General features: G+C 72.0%; 11 protein-coding genes. 4 read left to right on the forward strand and 7 right to left on the reverse strand.

From position 1 onward, the window contains the following. Positions 1–133 precede the first annotated feature (133 nt). Entirely contained in the window at positions 134–2,284 is a 2,151-nt protein-coding gene (locus tag M3666_RS09900) for an FAD-dependent oxidoreductase (RefSeq protein WP_251155118.1), read from the reverse strand. A gap of 79 nt (positions 2,285–2,363) precedes the next feature. Between M3666_RS09900 and M3666_RS09905 the strand changes: the two genes are divergently transcribed. Beyond that, on the forward strand, positions 2,364–3,494 hold the full coding sequence (locus M3666_RS09905) for a glutamate--cysteine ligase (RefSeq protein ID WP_209682218.1): 1,131 nt from the start codon (positions 2,364–2,366) through the stop codon (positions 3,492–3,494). 71 nt (positions 3,495–3,565) lie between these two features. Here the strand turns inward: M3666_RS09905 and ffh are convergent, their stop codons facing one another. Then, the gene (gene ffh, locus M3666_RS09910; protein WP_066654840.1) at positions 3,566–5,122 is read right to left on the reverse strand and encodes a signal recognition particle protein; all 1,557 of its coding nucleotides are present in this window, start codon (positions 5,120–5,122) and stop codon (positions 3,566–3,568) included. A gap of 95 nt (positions 5,123–5,217) precedes the next feature. Here ffh and lipB point away from each other — a divergent pair, with 95 nt between their 5' ends. Together lipB and lipA are read left to right on the forward strand one after the other, a co-directional pair. Continuing rightward, on the forward strand, positions 5,218–5,901 hold the full coding sequence (gene lipB, locus M3666_RS09915) for a lipoyl(octanoyl) transferase LipB (protein WP_374109578.1): 684 nt from the start codon (positions 5,218–5,220) through the stop codon (positions 5,899–5,901). Further along, positions 5,898–6,881 carry a lipoyl synthase gene (lipA, locus tag M3666_RS09920; RefSeq protein ID WP_209682212.1) on the forward strand — a complete coding sequence of 328 codons (984 nt, stop codon included), beginning with the start codon at positions 5,898–5,900 and terminating at the stop codon, positions 6,879–6,881. Before lipB ends, lipA begins: the two co-directional genes overlap by 4 nt. Positions 6,882–6,979: 98 nt before the next feature. Here lipA and M3666_RS09925 read toward each other — a convergent pair whose 3' ends face one another. Genes M3666_RS09925 through ftsY form a run of 4 tightly spaced genes read right to left on the reverse strand, consistent with a single transcriptional unit; the run spans position 6,980 to position 10,797 of the window. Next, the gene (locus M3666_RS09925) at positions 6,980–7,138 is read right to left on the reverse strand and encodes a DUF4175 domain-containing protein (RefSeq protein WP_137767577.1); all 159 of its coding nucleotides are present in this window, start codon (positions 7,136–7,138) and stop codon (positions 6,980–6,982) included. A gap of 55 nt (positions 7,139–7,193) precedes the next feature. Continuing rightward, a complete protein-coding gene (locus tag M3666_RS09930; protein ID WP_251155120.1) occupies positions 7,194–8,564 on the reverse strand; it encodes a hypothetical protein in 1,371 nt (456 codons plus the stop codon). Then, a complete protein-coding gene (locus M3666_RS09935; protein WP_144411318.1) occupies positions 8,561–9,931 on the reverse strand; it encodes a hypothetical protein in 1,371 nt (456 codons plus the stop codon). The genes M3666_RS09930 and M3666_RS09935 overlap by 4 nt, the downstream gene beginning before the upstream one ends. Next, a complete protein-coding gene (gene ftsY / locus M3666_RS09940) occupies positions 9,928–10,797 on the reverse strand; it encodes a signal recognition particle-docking protein FtsY (RefSeq protein WP_058748735.1) in 870 nt (289 codons plus the stop codon). Before ftsY ends, M3666_RS09935 begins: the two co-directional genes overlap by 4 nt. A gap of 214 nt (positions 10,798–11,011) precedes the next feature. On the opposite strand from ftsY, the gene M3666_RS09945 reads away from it, so the two are divergent. Next, entirely contained in the window at positions 11,012–12,037 is a 1,026-nt protein-coding gene (locus M3666_RS09945) for a TerC family protein (RefSeq protein ID WP_066654849.1), read from the forward strand. A 187-nt stretch (positions 12,038–12,224) separates the two neighbouring features. Here M3666_RS09945 and M3666_RS09950 read toward each other — a convergent pair whose 3' ends face one another. Further along, positions 12,225–15,977 carry a chromosome segregation SMC family protein gene (locus tag M3666_RS09950; RefSeq protein WP_251155121.1) on the reverse strand — a complete coding sequence of 1,251 codons (3,753 nt, stop codon included), beginning with the start codon at positions 15,975–15,977 and terminating at the stop codon, positions 12,225–12,227. Positions 15,978–16,003: the final 26 nt, after the last annotated feature.

The raw sequence follows: 16,003 nt of genomic DNA on the forward strand, positions 1-16,003 counted from the left end.
GGGCACGCGCGGTGGAAGCTCGAAGGAAGTCGCGACCTGCTGGATAGAGGGTCGAGCAGACGCGATTCGACCGTTCATTCTTGCAGGTTTCCGCCGGAGAAGCGAGCCGGGACGCGCCGTGGCCGCCGTGTCGTCACGGTGCGAGGGCGCGCACGGCCTCGATCGCCTCGCTCGTGGCACGGACCGCGTCGACGCTCCTGGCGTCCCGGGCACCGCCGACGACGGCGTACGGCACCCCCGCGGCGGCCAGGCCCGGTGCGAGCCCTCCCCCTGCGACGGCGACCCCCGACGCGTCCTCGGCCTCGTCGCCCTCGACCGCGGGTGCACGTTCCTGCCCGGCGCACACGACGACGTGGTCGGCCGGTACCGCGGTCTCCCGACCGTCCTCGTCCCGGATCCACAGCGTCCCGGGCTCGATGCGCAGGTACTCCTGCACCCCGCCGACCATCCGCACCCCGGCGTCGCGCAGTCGTCCGACCGCCACCCAGCGCGAGGTGATGCCGATCCCCTGGCCGAACTTCCCGGACCGACGGAGCACCGTGACGTCGGCGCCGGGGCGGAGCGTCCGTGCCACCGCGGGAAGCCGTTGCGGGACGTCGCCGACCAGGTCGTCGGCGACGGTGACGTCCCAGCGCGCCGCGAACTCCGCCGCGCGCACCGCCTCGTCGGGCGACTCGACCAGGAAGGCCGCCGTGTCGACCCCGATGCCGCCGCCGCCGACCACCGCGACGGTGCCGGGCGGGACCCCGTCGCGCAGGGCGTCCTCGTAGGACACCACGTGGGGCAGCTCGGCGCCCGGGATGTCCAGCACGCGGGGCACGACCCCTGCCGCGAGCACCACGGCGTCGCTGTCGAGCAGGTCGGCGACGGTGGCGGCACGGCCGGTGTGCACGGTCGCCCCGCGGTCGTCGAGCTCGGCGCGCGCCGCCCGGACGGTCGCGGCGTAGTCCTCCTTGCCGGGGATCGCCGCGGCCAGGGCGAACTGCCCGCCGAGGGCGTCGGTCGCCTCCCACAGCGTCACGGCGTGCCCGCGCCGCGCGGCGTCCACCGCGGCGGCCAGCCCGGCCGGGCCACCGCCGACCACGTCGACGCGCTTCGGCTCGACGGTCGGCCGGAGCGGCATGGTCAGCTCGCGGCCGGCGCGGGGGTTCACGAGGCAGGACACGGGCCGTCCGACGATGGAGTGGTCGAGGCACGCCTGGTTGCAGCCGATGCAGGTGTTCACCAGGTCGAAGCGACCGTCGAGCGACCGGCGGACGATGTCCGGGTCCGCGAGGAACGGACGGGCGAGCGCGACGGCGTCGACCTGCCCGCCGCGGAGCACCGCCTCGCCGTCGCGCAGGTCGGTCATCCGGTTCGACGCGATCACCTGCACCTCTGGGTGCGCGGACCCGCGGACCACGCCCGCGACCCGCTCGGCGTACGCCAGCCACGCGCCGTGCGGCACCGCTGCCTGCACGGTCGGCGTGCGCGACTCGTGCCAACCGATGCCGACCGAGATGCCGTCGAGGCCCAGCGGCAGCAGGTCGTGCACGAGCGCGTCGACCTCGGCGTCCGTCGTCGACCCGGGCATGAGGTCGGCACCGGACAGCCGGATCGTGACGGCCAGGTCGGGCACGGCGGTGCGGACGGCCCGGACGACCTCGACCGCGAAGCGGCGGCGTCGCTCGGCGTCCCCACCCCAGTCGTCGTCGCGGAGGTTCGTCAGCGGCGACTGGAACTGGTTGACCAGGTAGCCCTCGGACGCCATGATCTCGACGCCGTCGAAGCCGATCGCCGCGGCAGACCGGGCGGCGGCGGCGAAGTCGTCGATCGTCCGGCGGACCTCGGCGTCGGTGAGCGCGACCGGCTGGACCCCGCGCGCCGCCGCCCACGGCAGCGCCGACGGAGCCACCACGCGCTGAGGTCGGCCGTACCGGTCGACCAGGCCGTTCGCGAGGGCGTACCGGCCGGCGTGGAAGAGCTGGGCGAGCACGGCTCCGCCCTCGTCGTGCACGGCCGCGACGGCGACCCGGAACCGTTCGTCCGCGCCCCCGGTGCCGAACACCGCGAAGTCCGGACCACCACGGGCCTCGTCGCTGATCCCGATCCCGCCGGTGACGATGCAGCCGACGCCGCCCGCCGCGCGCTCGCGGTAGAACGCGGCCATCGCGGCACCGCCGTCGTCGAGGACCTCGAGCCCGGTGTGCATCGACCCCATCACCACCCGGTTCCGCAGGTGGAGCGGTCCGAGGTCCCAGGACGAGGAGAGGACTGCGAGGTCGGGCACGGCAACGCTGCTCATGGCGACCACTCTGCCGGACGACGTGCCCGGGACCGAACTCCTTGTGCCGACCCTCCAAGCCGACGGGCAGGATGGCCCCATGGACATCCGCTTCACCGAGTCCCGCCCGTCGACCCTCGGCGTCGAGTGGGAGCTCCCGCTGGTCGACCGCGGCACCGGCGACCTCGCGCCCCGTGCCCCCGCCGTGCTCTCCGCCGTGCAGGAGCGCCTCGGCGATCCCGACCGGGTGACCGAGGAACTCCTCACGAACACCGTCGAGGTGGTCACGGGGGTGCACGACACCGTCGGTGGGGCGACGAGCGAGCTCGCGGGCATCATCGGCGAGGTGATCGACGCCGCCGAACCGCTCGACGCGCAGGTGATGTGCTCCGGCACCCACCCGTTCGCGCAGTGGGACCAGCAGGAGATCACGGCGGACAGCGAGCACTACACCACGCTGATCGACCGCACGCGCTGGTGGGGTCGGCAGATGCTCATCTGGGGCGTGCACGTGCACGTGGGGATCGACGACCGCGACAAGGCGGTCCCGATCATGAACGCGATGCTCGCGTACGTCCCGCACCTGCAGGCGTTCACCGCGTCGAGTCCGTTCTGGGGCGGGACCGACACCGGGTACGCCTCGAACCGCGCCCTCATGTTCCAGCAGCTCCCCACCGGCGGCCTGCCGCCGGGCATCGACGACTGGACCGGCTTCGAGACCGTCGTCGACGACCTGACGAAGACCGGTGTGATCGACGGGTTCAAGGACCTGCGCTGGGACATCCGCCCTTCGCCGGGGTGGGGGACGCTCGAGAACCGCGTCTCCGACGGCATCTCGACCCTCCACGAGGTCGGCGCCGTGACCGCGTTCGTCCAGTGCCTCGTCACCGCGCTCTCGGACCGCCTCGACCGCGGCGAGACGCTGCCGTCGATGCAGCCGTGGTTCATCCGCGAGAACAAGTGGCGCGCGGCCCGATACGGCATGGAGGCCGAGATCATCACCGACGCCGCCGGCCACGAGCGCCTGGTCACCGACGAGGTCCACGACCTGGTCCAGCGGCTCGACCCGATCGCCGACCGTCTGGGCTGCCAGCAGGAGCTGCACCACCTGGACACGATGATCGCCGACGGCGCGTCGTACCAGCGGCAGCTGCGGGTGGCGCAGGAGAACGGCGGGGACCTCCGCGCGGTGGTCCGCCACCTGGTGACGGAGCTGCGGGAGTCGCTCTAGACGACACCACGGAACGGACGGGAGGCCCGGTACCAGCTGGTACCGGGCCTCCCGTCCGTCATGGGTCGCGTCTAGCGGCCGAGGAACTTCTGCAGGCTGGCCAGCTCTTCCTCGGTGGGCGCCTTGCCGCCCTTCGGACCGCCGAGTCCGAGACCGGACCCGGTGGGTGCCTGCTGCTGCGGCTGCGCCGCCGCACCCGACGCGAGCGCCGCGCGCTTGGCGGGGTTGCCGACCTTCTTCTTCTTGGCGCCGCCCTGCTGCTGCTTCTTCTTGCCGCCGTGCATGCCCGGGATCGGCCCCATGCCCGGCATCTGCGGCACGCCACCACGGGCGACGGTGCGCATCATCTTCGCTGCCTGCTCGAAGCGGTTGACGAGCGCGTTGACCTCGGTCACCGTGGTGCCGGAACCCTTCGCGATGCGGAGTCGACGCGAGCCGTTGAGGAGCTTCGGGAGCTCGCGCTCCTGCTTCGTCATCGACTGGATGATCGCCTCGGTCCGGACGATCTCGCTCTCGTCGAAGTTGTCGAGCGCCTCGCGCATGCCCTTGGCGCCCGGGAGCATGCCGAGCATGCCCTTGATCGAGCCGGCCTTGCGGAGCTGCTGCATCTGCGCGAGGAAGTCGTTCAGCGTGAACGAGTCGGTCGCGATCTTCTCGGCGACCTTGCGCGCCTCGTCCTCGTCGAACGCGGACTGCGCCTGCTCGATGAGCGACAGGATGTCGCCGAGGTCGAGGATGCGGCTCGCCATGCGGTCCGGGTGGAACGGCTCGAAGTCGTCGAGCCCCTCGCCCGTGGACGCGAACATGATCGGGCGGCCCGTGACGCTGGCGACCGACAGGGCCGCACCACCGCGGGCGTCGCCGTCGAGCTTGGACAGGACGACACCGGTGAAGTCGACGCCCTCCTGGAAGGCGCGAGCGGTCGCGACGGCGTCCTGACCGATCATCGCGTCGATGACGAACAGGACCTCGTCCGGGTCGACGGCCTTGCGGATGTTCGCCGCCTGCTTCATGAGCTCGGCGTCGACACCGAGTCGACCGGCGGTGTCCACGATGACGGTGTCGTACTGCTGGTCGACCGCGGCCTTGATCGCGTTCTTCGCGACCTTGACCGGGTCGCCGACGCCGTTGCCGGGCTCGGGAGCGAACACGTGCACGCCGGCCTGCTCGCCCACGACCTGGAGCTGCTGCACGGCGTTGGGACGCTGGAGGTCCGCCGCGACGAGCATCGGCGTGTGGCCGTCCTTCTTGAGCCACTTGCCGAGCTTGCCCGCGAGCGTCGTCTTGCCGGCGCCCTGGAGGCCCGCGAGCATGATCACGGTCGGCGGTCGCTTCGCGAACTCGAGTCGGCGCTGCTGGCCGCCGAGGATGCCGACGAGTTCCTCGTTGACGATCTGGACGACCTGCTGCGCGGGGTTGAGCGCCTTGTTGACCTCGTCCGAGAGCGCACGTTCCCGCACCGAGGCGGTGAAGGCCTTGACGACCTCGAGCGCGACGTCCGCGTCGAGCAGGGCCCGGCGGATCTCGCGGACGGTGCCGTCGACGTCGGACGGGGACAGACGACCCTTGCTCCGCAGGTTGCGGAAGGTCTCGGTCAGCCGATCGGAGAGTGAGCCGAATTGTGCCATGGTCCGACGATTCTACAGGGCCACCTCCGACCGCCCCGGACCGCCCACGAACCGGTTGTTGGACTGCGTCCAGGAACCGGGGTAGCGTGCTCGACGTGCCCCAGCTCGAGATCATCCGCTGGCCCGGGCTCCTCGACTACGAGGAGGGCCTCGCCGTCCAGCGGTCGTTCCACGCCGACGTCGTCGCCGGCCGCTCCCCCGGCGTCGTCGTGCTCTGCGAGCACCCGAGCGTCTACACGGCCGGGCGCCGCACCGAAGCCGCTGACCTGCCGACCGACGGGTCCCCGGTCATCGACGTCGACCGGGGCGGACGGATCACGTGGCACGGGCCGGGGCAGCTCGTGGCCTACCCGATCGTCCGGCTCGCCGACCCGCTCGACGTCGTCGCGTGGGTCCGCGACCTCGAGCAGGTCGTCCTCGACGCGGCGGCCTCGGTCGGGGTCACCGCCGGACGGGTCGACGGGCGCAGCGGTGTCTGGGTGCCCCGACCGGGCGGCGGCCCGCACGACAAGGTGGGCGCGATCGGCCTGCACGTCGCTGAGCACGTCTCGAGCCACGGCATCGCGGTCAACTGCGACAACGACCTCGCCCCCTACGGCGCGATCGTCCCGTGCGGCATCGCCGACGCGGGCGTCACCACCCTCAGCCGCGCGACCGGCCGCCACGTCACGGTCGACGAGGTCGCCGCCCTCGTCGGGCCGCGGATCCAGCAGGCGGTCGACGGCATGCACGCCGGTCACCGCATCAGCAGCACCACGCGACAGGAGGTCGCCGCATGACCCTCGCCCCCGACGGCCGCCGCATGCTCCGGGTCGAGGCCCGCAACGCCGCGACACCCATCGAGACGAAGCCCGCCTGGATCAAGACCCGCGCGACGCAGGGCCCGGAGTTCCGGGACCTCTCCGCACTGGTCCGGGACAAGCAGCTGCACACCGTCTGCCAGGAGGCCGGCTGCCCGAACATCTTCGAGTGCTGGGAGGACCGGGAGGCCACCTTCCTGATCGGCGGCTCGCAGTGCACCCGGCGCTGCGACTTCTGCCAGATCGACACCGGTAAGCCGAGCCCGCTCGACCGGGGCGAACCCCGGCGTGTGGCGGACTCGGTCGTGTCGATGGGCCTCAAGTACGCGACCGTGACCGGGGTCGCCCGGGACGACCTCGACGACGGCGGCGCCTGGCTCTACGCGGAGACCATCCGACAGGTCCACGAGCACTCCCCCGGCACCGGCGTCGAGATCCTCGTACCGGACTTCAACGGCCGCCCCGACCAGCTCGGGCAGGTGTTCGACGCCCGCCCGGAGGTCTTCGCGCACAACGTCGAGACCGTGCCACGCATCTTCAAGCGCATCCGGCCCGCGTTCCGCTTCGAGCGCTCGCTCGACGTCCTCACGCAGGGCCGCGACGCGGGCCTGGTGACGAAGTCGAACCTCATCCTCGGCATGGGCGAGGAACGGCACGAGGTCGTCGACGCACTCGAGCAGCTGCACGAGGCGGGTACCGACATCATCACGCTGACGCAGTACCTCCGTCCGTCGCCGCGGCACCTGCCCGTCGCGCGGTGGGTGACGCCGGAGGAGTTCGTCGACCTGCGCGAGATCGCCGAGGACATCGGCTTCGCGGGTGTGCTCGCCGGTCCGCTCGTGCGCTCGTCCTACCGGGCGGGCCGGCTGTGGGCGCGCGCCACCGTTGCGCGCGGGGGCACGGTGCCGCCGCACCTCGCCCACCTGCTCGAGGCGACCCCGGGTCGCCAGGCCGTGTAGCGCCGATCCGGCGACCGACGGACGGACGGGAGGCCCGGTACCAGCTGGTACCGGGCCTCCCGTCCGTCCGTGGTCACGTCCGACGTGACCGGCCGACGCTACGCGCGACCGCGGATGCTCCGGAGGAGCCAGCCGATGACCGCCAGCAGGATGAGCACGATGCCCACCCAGAGCAGGAACTTCAGCGCACCGACGAAGATGCCGCTGAAGAGCAGGACGAGGCCGACGATGATCGCGATGATCAGCAGTGCGGGCATGAGGGTCTCCAATCCCTGGAACGAGACCGAGCGGACGCCCGGGCCGAAGCGGACACTACTCGCGAGCCGGCGACGCCGTTCCCCGAGCACGGAGCCCGGCAGCTGCCCCCGGTCGGGGATCCGGCCCCGGGCGGTCCGCGTCGCGGTCCACCGCACGGCTCCGCAGGAACACCACCGCCAGGATCGGCAGCAGGACGATCTGCCCCCAGATCCCGATGGTCTGCGCCTCGTCCGCCCAGGTCCGGGCGGAGACGCCCACGGCCTTCAGCGCGAACGAGTGGAACCACCCGACGAAGAGCAGCAGGTTCGCGGTCACGTAGGCCACCACCCACCCGAGGCGGATCCGCACGACGGCGAAGAACGGCGTCAACCAGAGCACGTACTGCAGCGAGTCGACCTTGTTCGTGACGAGGTACGCACACAGCAGCGCCGCGCTCGTCTCGATCCAGGGCATGCGGCCGCGCCGGAGCCCGATGACCAGACCGACGGCGAGCACGGCCAGCACGGCCACGGCGGTCGCCGCCGTCGAGAGCAGGTTGAGTCGGAGCTGGACCTCCGGGCTGCTCTGCGCGGACCACGGCTGCAGCGCCCAGTACCAGACCGACAGGGTGCTCGGGTCGATGTCCCGGGTGCCCTGGAAGCGGATCACGGAGAACCACGACGTGGCGTTGACGAGCACGAACGGCAGGTTCGCGGCGAGGACCACGCCGAGCGCGCCGGCCACCGCCCCGGCGGCACGACGGACCCGGTCCGGCCAGGACGGCCCGGCGTCCACGAGGAGTGCGAGGACGAACGGTGCCACGAACGCGAGCGGGTACAGCTTGAACGCTCCGCCGAGTCCGAACAGCGCGCCCACCACGACGGCACGCCACACCAGCGCACGTCCGGCCGGCCACCGCACCGCGGCGAAGACGCCCGCGGTCGTGCACACCACGGTGAGCAGGTCCCAGTTGTAGAGCGCGTAGAGGAACAGCGGCGGTGTCGCGGCGAAGATCCACGCGCGCCGGCCGGCCATCCGGGCGAGGAGGACGGTCACGACCACCACCACCGGCACGAACGTGAGCGCCGTCACCACGAGGAACCCGCGGCTGGACCCGACCGGCAGGGCGCTGAGCCAGGCCCACAGGCCGGTGAGGGTCGGGTACTCGAGCGTGCCGGGCGGCAGGCCGCGGGTGGTCAGCGGCCCGACGTAGGGGAACACGTGCGATGCGAGGTCGCGGATGCCCCAGAGGCTCAGGGTGTCGCCGAGGCAGGCGTGCCGTGTCACGTACGCCAGGTCGAGACCCTCGCCCGCGCACTGCAGCTTCTGGAACAGGCTCCCGACGGTCAGGCCGACGGCGACCACGCACATCACGACGAGCTCGACGGCGGCGACCCCGCCGGCCGGACGGACGCTGCTGCTGCCGGCGATCGCGCGCGTGTTCACGCGCTCGGCGTGGGCGTCCGCTGCGGCTCCGGCGCTCCGTGCACCACCGACACCTCGTCGTCGCGGTCCACCGCCCGGCTGCGCAGGAACACGACCGCCAGGATCGGGAGCAGGACGATCTGCGCCCAGACACCGATCGACATCGCCTCGTCCGCGTAGGTCCGCACGGTGGTCCCGATCGCCTGCAGGTAGATGTGCCGGAACCACCCGGCGAAGAGCAGCGTGTTCGCGGCCAGGTAGGCGATCACCCAACCGCTGCGGATCCGGACGAACACGAAGAACGGCGCGAGCCAGAGCGCGTACTGCAGCGAGTCCACCTTGTTCGCGACCAGGTAGGCGCAGAGGAGCGCCGCGCTGGTCTCGATCCAGGGCATGCGACCGCGACGGACCCCGAGGACGAACCCGGTGACCAGCACCGCGAGCAGTGCCACCGCCGTCGCTCCGGTCGCCAGCAGGTTCAGCGTGTGCTGGAACGCGGGCGAGTCCTCGGCCGACCACGGCTGGAAGGCGTAGTACCAGACCGAGAGCGTCGCCCCGTCGATGTTCCGGATGCCCTGGTAGCGGATCACGGAGAACCACGACTCGGCGTTGATGAGCACGAACGGCAGGTTGGCCACGAGGACCACGCCCACCGAGCCCGCCACCGCACCGAGGGCACGGCGCACGCGATCGCCCCACGATGCGGTCGCGTCGACGAGCAGGGCGAGGACGAACGGCGCGACGAAGACGAGCGGGTACAGCTTGAAGGCACCGCCGAGACCGAACAGCGCACCGACGACGACGGCCCGCCACACCAGCGACCGCCCGGCCGGCCACCAGACCGCCACCGCGATCGCGACGACCGTGCACATCACCGGGAGCAGGTCCCAGTTGTAGAGCGCGTAGAGGAAGAGCGGCGGCGTGGCCGCGAAGAACCACGCCCGGCGTCCGGCGACGCGGGCCAGCGCCACGACGGTGACGACGACCACGGGCACGAAGGTCAGCGCGGTGACCACGAGGAACCCGTGCAGCGAGCTCACCGGCAGCGCGCTCAGCCACGCCCAGATCCCGCTGAGCGTCGGGTACTCGAGGCTCCCCGGCGGCAGCCCGTTCTCGCCGAGCGGCTGCACGTACGGGAACACGTGCGACGCGAGCTCGCGACTGGAGAACAGGCTCACGGTGTCCGCGAAGCAGGCCTTGCGCGTGGCGGTCACGAAGTCGACCCCGGGGGCGGCGCACTGCAGCTTGTGCAGCAGGCTGCCGATCGTCAGCCCGACCGCGACCACGCACATCACGACGACCTCGAGCACCGAGACGGTGGCCGGCGGTCGGGTCCCTCGCCCGCCGGTCGTGGACGGCGCGGTCGCGGACGACACCACGGCGCTCAACCGACCAGGTTCTGGACGAAGACGTGCGGGGTGAAGCCGGTGAGGTCGTTGATGCCCTCACCCTGCCCGATGAGCTTGATGGGGATGCCGGTCTTCTCCTGCACGCTGAGCACGAAGCCGGCCTTGGCCGATCCGTCGAGCTTGGTGATGACGAGTCCGGTGACGCCGGCACCCTCGATGAAGGCCTGCGCCTGGGCGAGACCGTTCTGCCCGGTGGTGGCGTCCAGGACGAGCAGCACCTCGGCGATCTCGGTCTGCTTCTCGACGACGCGCTTGATCTTGCCGAGCTCGTCCATCAGGCCGGCCTTGGTGTGCAGTCGGCCGGCGGTGTCGATCACGACGATCTCGGTACCGTCGCGCATGGCCTTCTCGACCGTCTGGTACGCCACCGAGGCCGGGTCCTGGCCGGGCTGCGCCGGTCGGACGACCTCGACCCCGGCGCGCTGCGCCCACGTCGCGACCTGCTCGACCGCCGCCGCGCGGAACGTGTCCGCCGCGCCGACCACGACCGTGCGGTCGTAGGTCTTGAGGAACTTCGCGAACTTGCCGATCGTCGTGGTCTTGCCGACGCCGTTGACGCCGACGACGAGCACGACCGCCGGGCGGTTGCTGAGCTTGAGGGTCGTGTCGAGCTTCGACAGGCGCTCCTCGAGCACCTCGCGGAGCATGCGCTGCAGGTCGGCGGGGTCCGTCGTGCCGTACCGGTCGACGCGGGCGTGGAGGTCCTCGATGACCTCGTCCGCGATGTCGGGGCCGAAATCCGCACCGATCAACGCGGTCTCGAGATCGTCCCACGTGGTCTCGTCGATGGTCTTCCGCTGGAACAGGCCGCGCAGACGGGTGGACAGTGACCAGGAACTCGCCATGCTCCCAGCTTAGGGCGCGACCAGTGGGCACTGCGCCCGGTATCCTCGGTTCCTGAAGGGGAGTACTCCCGCGCGGCGCACCCGTCAGTACGGTCTGGGACGATCCAGACCCGGGACGCCGGTCGTGTCCGACCAGTCGGTCGACACGGCGGAGGAGACCTTCAGGCATCGGCGTACCCGCTCCGCGGGACGCCCCGAACCTGAAGGACATCCATTGGACGTTCCCCTCTTCGTCTGGCTCCTCACCATCGCGGGCATCCTCGCGCTGCTGGTGTTCGACTTCTACTCGCACGTGCGGACCCCGCACGTGCCGCACATCAAGGAGTCCGCGTTCTGGTCGGCGTTCTACGTCGGGCTCGCGATCCTGTTCGGTGTCGGGATCCTGGTCTTCGGCGGCGGTCAGGCCGGTGGCGAGTACTTCGCCGGCTGGTTGACCGAGAAGGCCCTGTCGGTCGACAACCTGTTCGTCTTCCTCATCATCATGTCGAGCTTCGCGGTGCCGAAGGAGTTCCAGCAGAAGGTCCTGCTGGTCGGCGTCGCGATCGCCCTCGTCGCCCGAGGCGTCTTCATCGCCCTCGGCGTCACGATCATCGAGAACTTCTCGTGGGTCTTCTACCTGTTCGGCGCGCTGCTGTTCTGGCTCGCCTGGTCGCAGGCGAAGGGCGGCGGGCACGACGAGACCGAGGGCGACTCGAAGCTCATCCGTGTCCTGCGTCGCATCATCCCGACCACGGACGACTACCACGGTGACAAGCTCACGGCCCGTGTCGACGGCAAGCGCCTGTTCACCCCGATGCTGCTCGTCATGGTCGCGATCGGCCTCACCGACGTGCTGTTCGCCCTGGACTCGATCCCCGCGATCTTCGGTCTGACGCAGGACGCGTTCATCGTGTTCACCGCCAACGCGTTCTCCCTGCTGGGTCTGCGTCAGCTGTACTTCCTCATCGCGGGGCTGCTCGAGCGCCTCATCTACCTCGGTCAGGGCCTGGCGGTCATCCTCGCCTTCATCGGCGTCAAGCTCGTCTTCCACGCCATGCACGTCAACGAGCTGCCCTTCATCAACGGTGGCGAGCACATCGAGTGGGCCCCGGAGATCCCGATCTGGTTCTCGCTGAGCTTCATCGCGCTGACGATCGCGGTGGCCACGGCCGCCTCGCTCATCGTCTCGAAGAAGCGCCAGGAGCGCGGCCTGACCCCGACGGGCGAGCCGAAGGAGGCCGTGGAGGCCGACGCGAAGTAGTCGCGACCACGTGCCGGACGGGAGGCGCGGTGCCGGCTGGCACCGCGCCTCCCGTTCGTCTCCGCACCCCGAGACTCGCTCCAGCGGACGGTTTCGCGGTGTCCCCGTCACGAACGTGCCCGCCGAGCCGAGTCTCGCCGTGCGGCCGCCAGCGCGCCAGGGCCAGCGCGGGCCGGGCGCGGGCGCGCTACGCGACCGCGGCCGCGTCCGCGGGCTCGCGCCGCTGCACGCGCTGACCGACCACGGCGGACACGCCGTCCTGCCGCATCGAGACGCCGTACAGCGCGTCGGCGATCTCCATCGTGCGCTTCTGGTGCGTGATCACGATGAGCTGCGACGACTCCCGCAGTCGCTCGAACACGGTGAGCAGCCGCCCGAGGTTGGCGTCGTCGAGCGCCGCCTCGACCTCGTCCATGATGTAGAACGGCGACGGCCTGGCGGTGAAGATCGCCACGAGCAGGGCCACCGCCGCGAGCGAGCGTTCACCGCCCGACAGGAGCGTCAACCGGTCGATCTTCTTGCCCGCGGGCTTCACCTGGACGTCGAGCCCCGTCGCGAGCATGTCGTCGGGGTCGGTCAGCGTGATCGATCCCGTGCCGCCCGGGAACAGGATCGGGAAGATCACGTCGAACGCGGCCTTCGTGTCGTTGTACGCCGCCTCGAAGATCGTCTGCATCTTCGTGTCGAGCTCCTCGATGATGGTGAGGAGGTCGGTCCGGGTCTTCTGCAGGTCGTCGAGCTGCTCCGCGAGGAAGGCGTGCCGCTGCTCGAGCGCCTGGAACTCCTCGAGCGCGAGGGGGTTCACCTTGCCGAGCCGGCCGAGGTCCCGCTCCGCCGCTGCGAGCCGCTGCTCCTGCTCCGCGCGGACGTACGGCACCGTCTCGACGTCGGCGGGGTCGACCTCGTCGGTGGTGTCGAGCTCGGGCAGCGCCGGACCGCCGGGCAGTGTCGACTCGGCGTCGACGAGCCCGGGCAGGTCGGCGTCGACATCGACATCGGCGACGGCGGTCGTGGCGGCGTCGCCATCGGGAGCGTCCGCGTCGGGCGCCGCTGCGGCCTCTGCCGCCGCCCGTGCCCGGTCGGCCTCGCGGTGCCGACGCGCGAGCACCCGTGGGTCGACCAGGACGTCCACCGGCACCGGCACGTCCGGCCCGTACTCCGCGACGAGCACGGCCTCGTTCAGCCCGAGGTCGCTCTGCGCGCGGTCGAGCACGCCGGACACGTGCAGCTTCTTCTCGTAGATCTCCATCTCGAGCGAGTGCACGCCGTCGGTGATGGTCTGCAGCCGCTCGCGGAGCTCGCGCTCCTCGTTGCGGACGACCTGCAGCTCAGTGTTCCGCTTCGTGCGCTCGGCCTCCTCGGTCGCGAGCTGCACCCGGGCCTCGGCGAGCGACCGGTCGACCGCGCCGAGCACGCCCGGCAGGTCGGCGAGCACCCCCTCGGCGACGGCGATCTGTCCGCGCCGGATCACCGCGAGCCGCGCTGCCTCCTCCGCAGCCGCACGCTCCGCCTCGAGCTGCCGCTGCAGACCGGCCGCACGGTTCCGCTCCGACCGGGCCCGCTCCCGCACGGTCTCCACCTGGATGCGCTGCTCGATCTCCGCGGCCCGCGCGGACTCGACGGCGTCCTGCAGCGCCGGGCGCCCGGACGCGTCGACGACGGGTCGCGGTCGCTCCTCGAACCCCCGCAGCGCGTCCTCGGCCCCGGCCAGCGCGGCGTCGACCGCCTCGACCGCACCGTCCGTCTCGCCCAGGGCGGCGCGCAGACGTTCCACCTCGGCCGCGGCGTTCTCCGCCCCGGCGCGGACCGCGGCACTGGAGCGGTCGTAGTCGGCGACCGCCGCGGTGTGCGCGCGCAGCGCGCGATCGGCCTCGTCGGCACGGCGGCGCACGTCCTCGACCTCCTGGCGAGCGGCCTGGAGGCCCGTGGCCGCGTCCGCCGCGTCCGCCGCGACCGCGTCACGGCGGGCCTGCGCGTCGTCGCGTTCCGCCACGAGCTCGATGCGGGAGACCGTGCGCGCGCCACCGCCGGTCACCCGGACGGTGCGGACGAGGTCACCCGACCGCGTGACGACCGTCGCGTGCGGGGCGGCGGCGAGCACGGCATCCAGGTCGACGTCGTCCGCCACCGCGACCAGCGTCGCACGGAGCACCGCGGTGATCGCGGTCGGCCCCTGCACCACGTCGAGGGCCGGACGCACGCCCGGCGGCAGCGACGCGGGGAGCCCCGGCCCGTCGAGCTCCGCGTCCGCGACGACGACGTCCACGCGGCCGAGGTCGGCGCCGCGCGCGTGGGCGACCGTGGCGAGGGCGGTGCCGCGGTCGGTGGCGAGGACCGCGTCGGCGAGCCCGTCCAGCGCTGTGGCGATCGAGGCCTCGAACCCGGGCTCGACCGTCAGCGCGTCGGCGAGGCGACCGAGCACGCCGTCGCGCCGGGCGTCGATCACCGCCTGCGACCCGTCCCGGACATCGATCGACATGCCGAGGGCCGCGACCCGGGCATCGAGGGCGTCGCGCTCGCGTTCCAGGGCGTGGAGCCGGTCGCGCAGGGTCTCGCGCGCCGTCTGCGCTGCCTCGAGCCGCTGCCGCGCCGTGTCGTGCGCGGCGGCGAGTGCGTCCACGTCCACCCCGGCGGAGGGGTCGTCCCCGATGTCGTGCAGGGCCGCGGCGGCACGCGCCGCTCGGTCCTCGGCCTCGGCCAGTGCCCGGGCCCGCCGTTCGCGGTCCGCGACGACGGAGGCGCGGCGCGACCGCTGCACGTCCACGGCGTTGCGGAGGCGCTGGGCCTCGAGGTCGTGCTGCGAGACGAGCGCGGCCTGCGCGGCGATCTGCTCGTCGAGGGCGTCCAGGCGGGCCCGCGCCTGCTCGACGGCCGCCGCCGCTGCCCCGGACCCGGCTGCCATCTCGGCAGCACGGGCCTCGAGCCGGTCCGCCTCGGCACGGACGCCCTGCACCCGCTCCGGCGTGATCGTGGGGCCCTGCTGCGGCGCGTCGGCCTGCTGGGCGAGGAACATCAGGCGCTGGTTCGCCAGGCTCGACAGCCCGCGGAGCCGCTCCTGCACGCTCTCCAGCCGGTGCACGACGGTCCGGGCGCGGTCGACGGCGTCACCGACCATGCTCTGCTCGACCTGCTGCTGCCGGGCACGGGTCTGGTCGAGGCGCTCCTGCAGGACGATGCGCTCGGACTTCCGGCCCGTCTCGACCTCCTGGTGCTCGTGGAGCTCACGGCGCAGCCGGACGACCTCGTCGGCCAGGAGGCGGGCCTTGGCGTCGCGGGCCACCGCGGCGACGGACTGCGCCTTGCGCGCGACCTCGGCCTGCCGACCGAGCGGCTTCAGCTGCCGACGGATCTCCCCCGCGAGGTCGGACAACCGCGTCAGGTTCGTCTGCATGGCGTCGAGCTTGCGGAGCGTCTTCTCCTTGCGACGCCGGTGCTTGAGGATCCCGGCGGCCTCCTCGATGAAGCCGCGGCGGTCCTCCGGCGTGGCGTGCAGCACCTTGTCGAGCTGGCCCTGCCCGACGATCACGTGCATCTCGCGACCGAGCCCGGTGTCGCTCAGGAGTTCCTGCACGTCGAGCAGCCGGCAGTTCTCGCCGTTGATGGCGTACTCGCTGCCACCGTTCCGGAAGAGCGTGCGGGCGATCGTCACCTCGGAGTACTCGATCGGCAGCAGGCCGTCGGTGTTGTCGATGGTCAGGAGCACCTGCGCGCGACCGAGCGGACCGCGCGTCGAGGTGCCTGCGAAGATGACGTCCTCCATCTTGCCGCCGCGGAGGGTCTTCGCGCCCTGCTCCCCCATCACCCAGGCGAGGGCGTCCACCACGTTCGACTTGCCCGAGCCGTTCGGGCCGACGATGCAGGTGACGCCGGGCTCGAACGCGAACGTCGTCGGCTGCGCGAAGGACTTGAACCCCTTGATGGTCAGGCTCTTCAAGTACATGCGGGTCTCCGGGTGCTCGGTTGCGC

It is taken from the genome of Curtobacterium sp. ODYSSEY 48 V2 (assembly GCF_023712625.1).
GTDB lineage: Bacteria > Actinomycetota > Actinomycetes > Actinomycetales > Microbacteriaceae > Curtobacterium.

What these genes read in the sequence shown, in the direction of transcription:
- M3666_RS09900 (WP_251155118.1), bottom strand. Translation starts at nt 2,284, where the DNA reads ATGAGCAGCGTTGCCGTGCCCGACCTCGCAGTCCTCTCCTCGTCCTGG.
- M3666_RS09905 (WP_209682218.1), top strand. Translation starts at nt 2,364, where the DNA reads ATGGACATCCGCTTCACCGAGTCCCGCCCGTCGACCCTCGGCGTCGAG.
- ffh (WP_066654840.1), bottom strand. Translation starts at nt 5,122, where the DNA reads ATGGCACAATTCGGCTCACTCTCCGATCGGCTGACCGAGACCTTCCGC.
- lipA (WP_209682212.1), top strand. Translation starts at nt 5,898, where the DNA reads ATGACCCTCGCCCCCGACGGCCGCCGCATGCTCCGGGTCGAGGCCCGC.
- M3666_RS09925 (WP_137767577.1), bottom strand. Translation starts at nt 7,138, where the DNA reads ATGCCCGCACTGCTGATCATCGCGATCATCGTCGGCCTCGTCCTGCTC.
- ftsY (WP_058748735.1), bottom strand. Translation starts at nt 10,797, where the DNA reads ATGGCGAGTTCCTGGTCACTGTCCACCCGTCTGCGCGGCCTGTTCCAG.
- M3666_RS09950 (WP_251155121.1), bottom strand. Translation starts at nt 15,977, where the DNA reads ATGTACTTGAAGAGCCTGACCATCAAGGGGTTCAAGTCCTTCGCGCAG.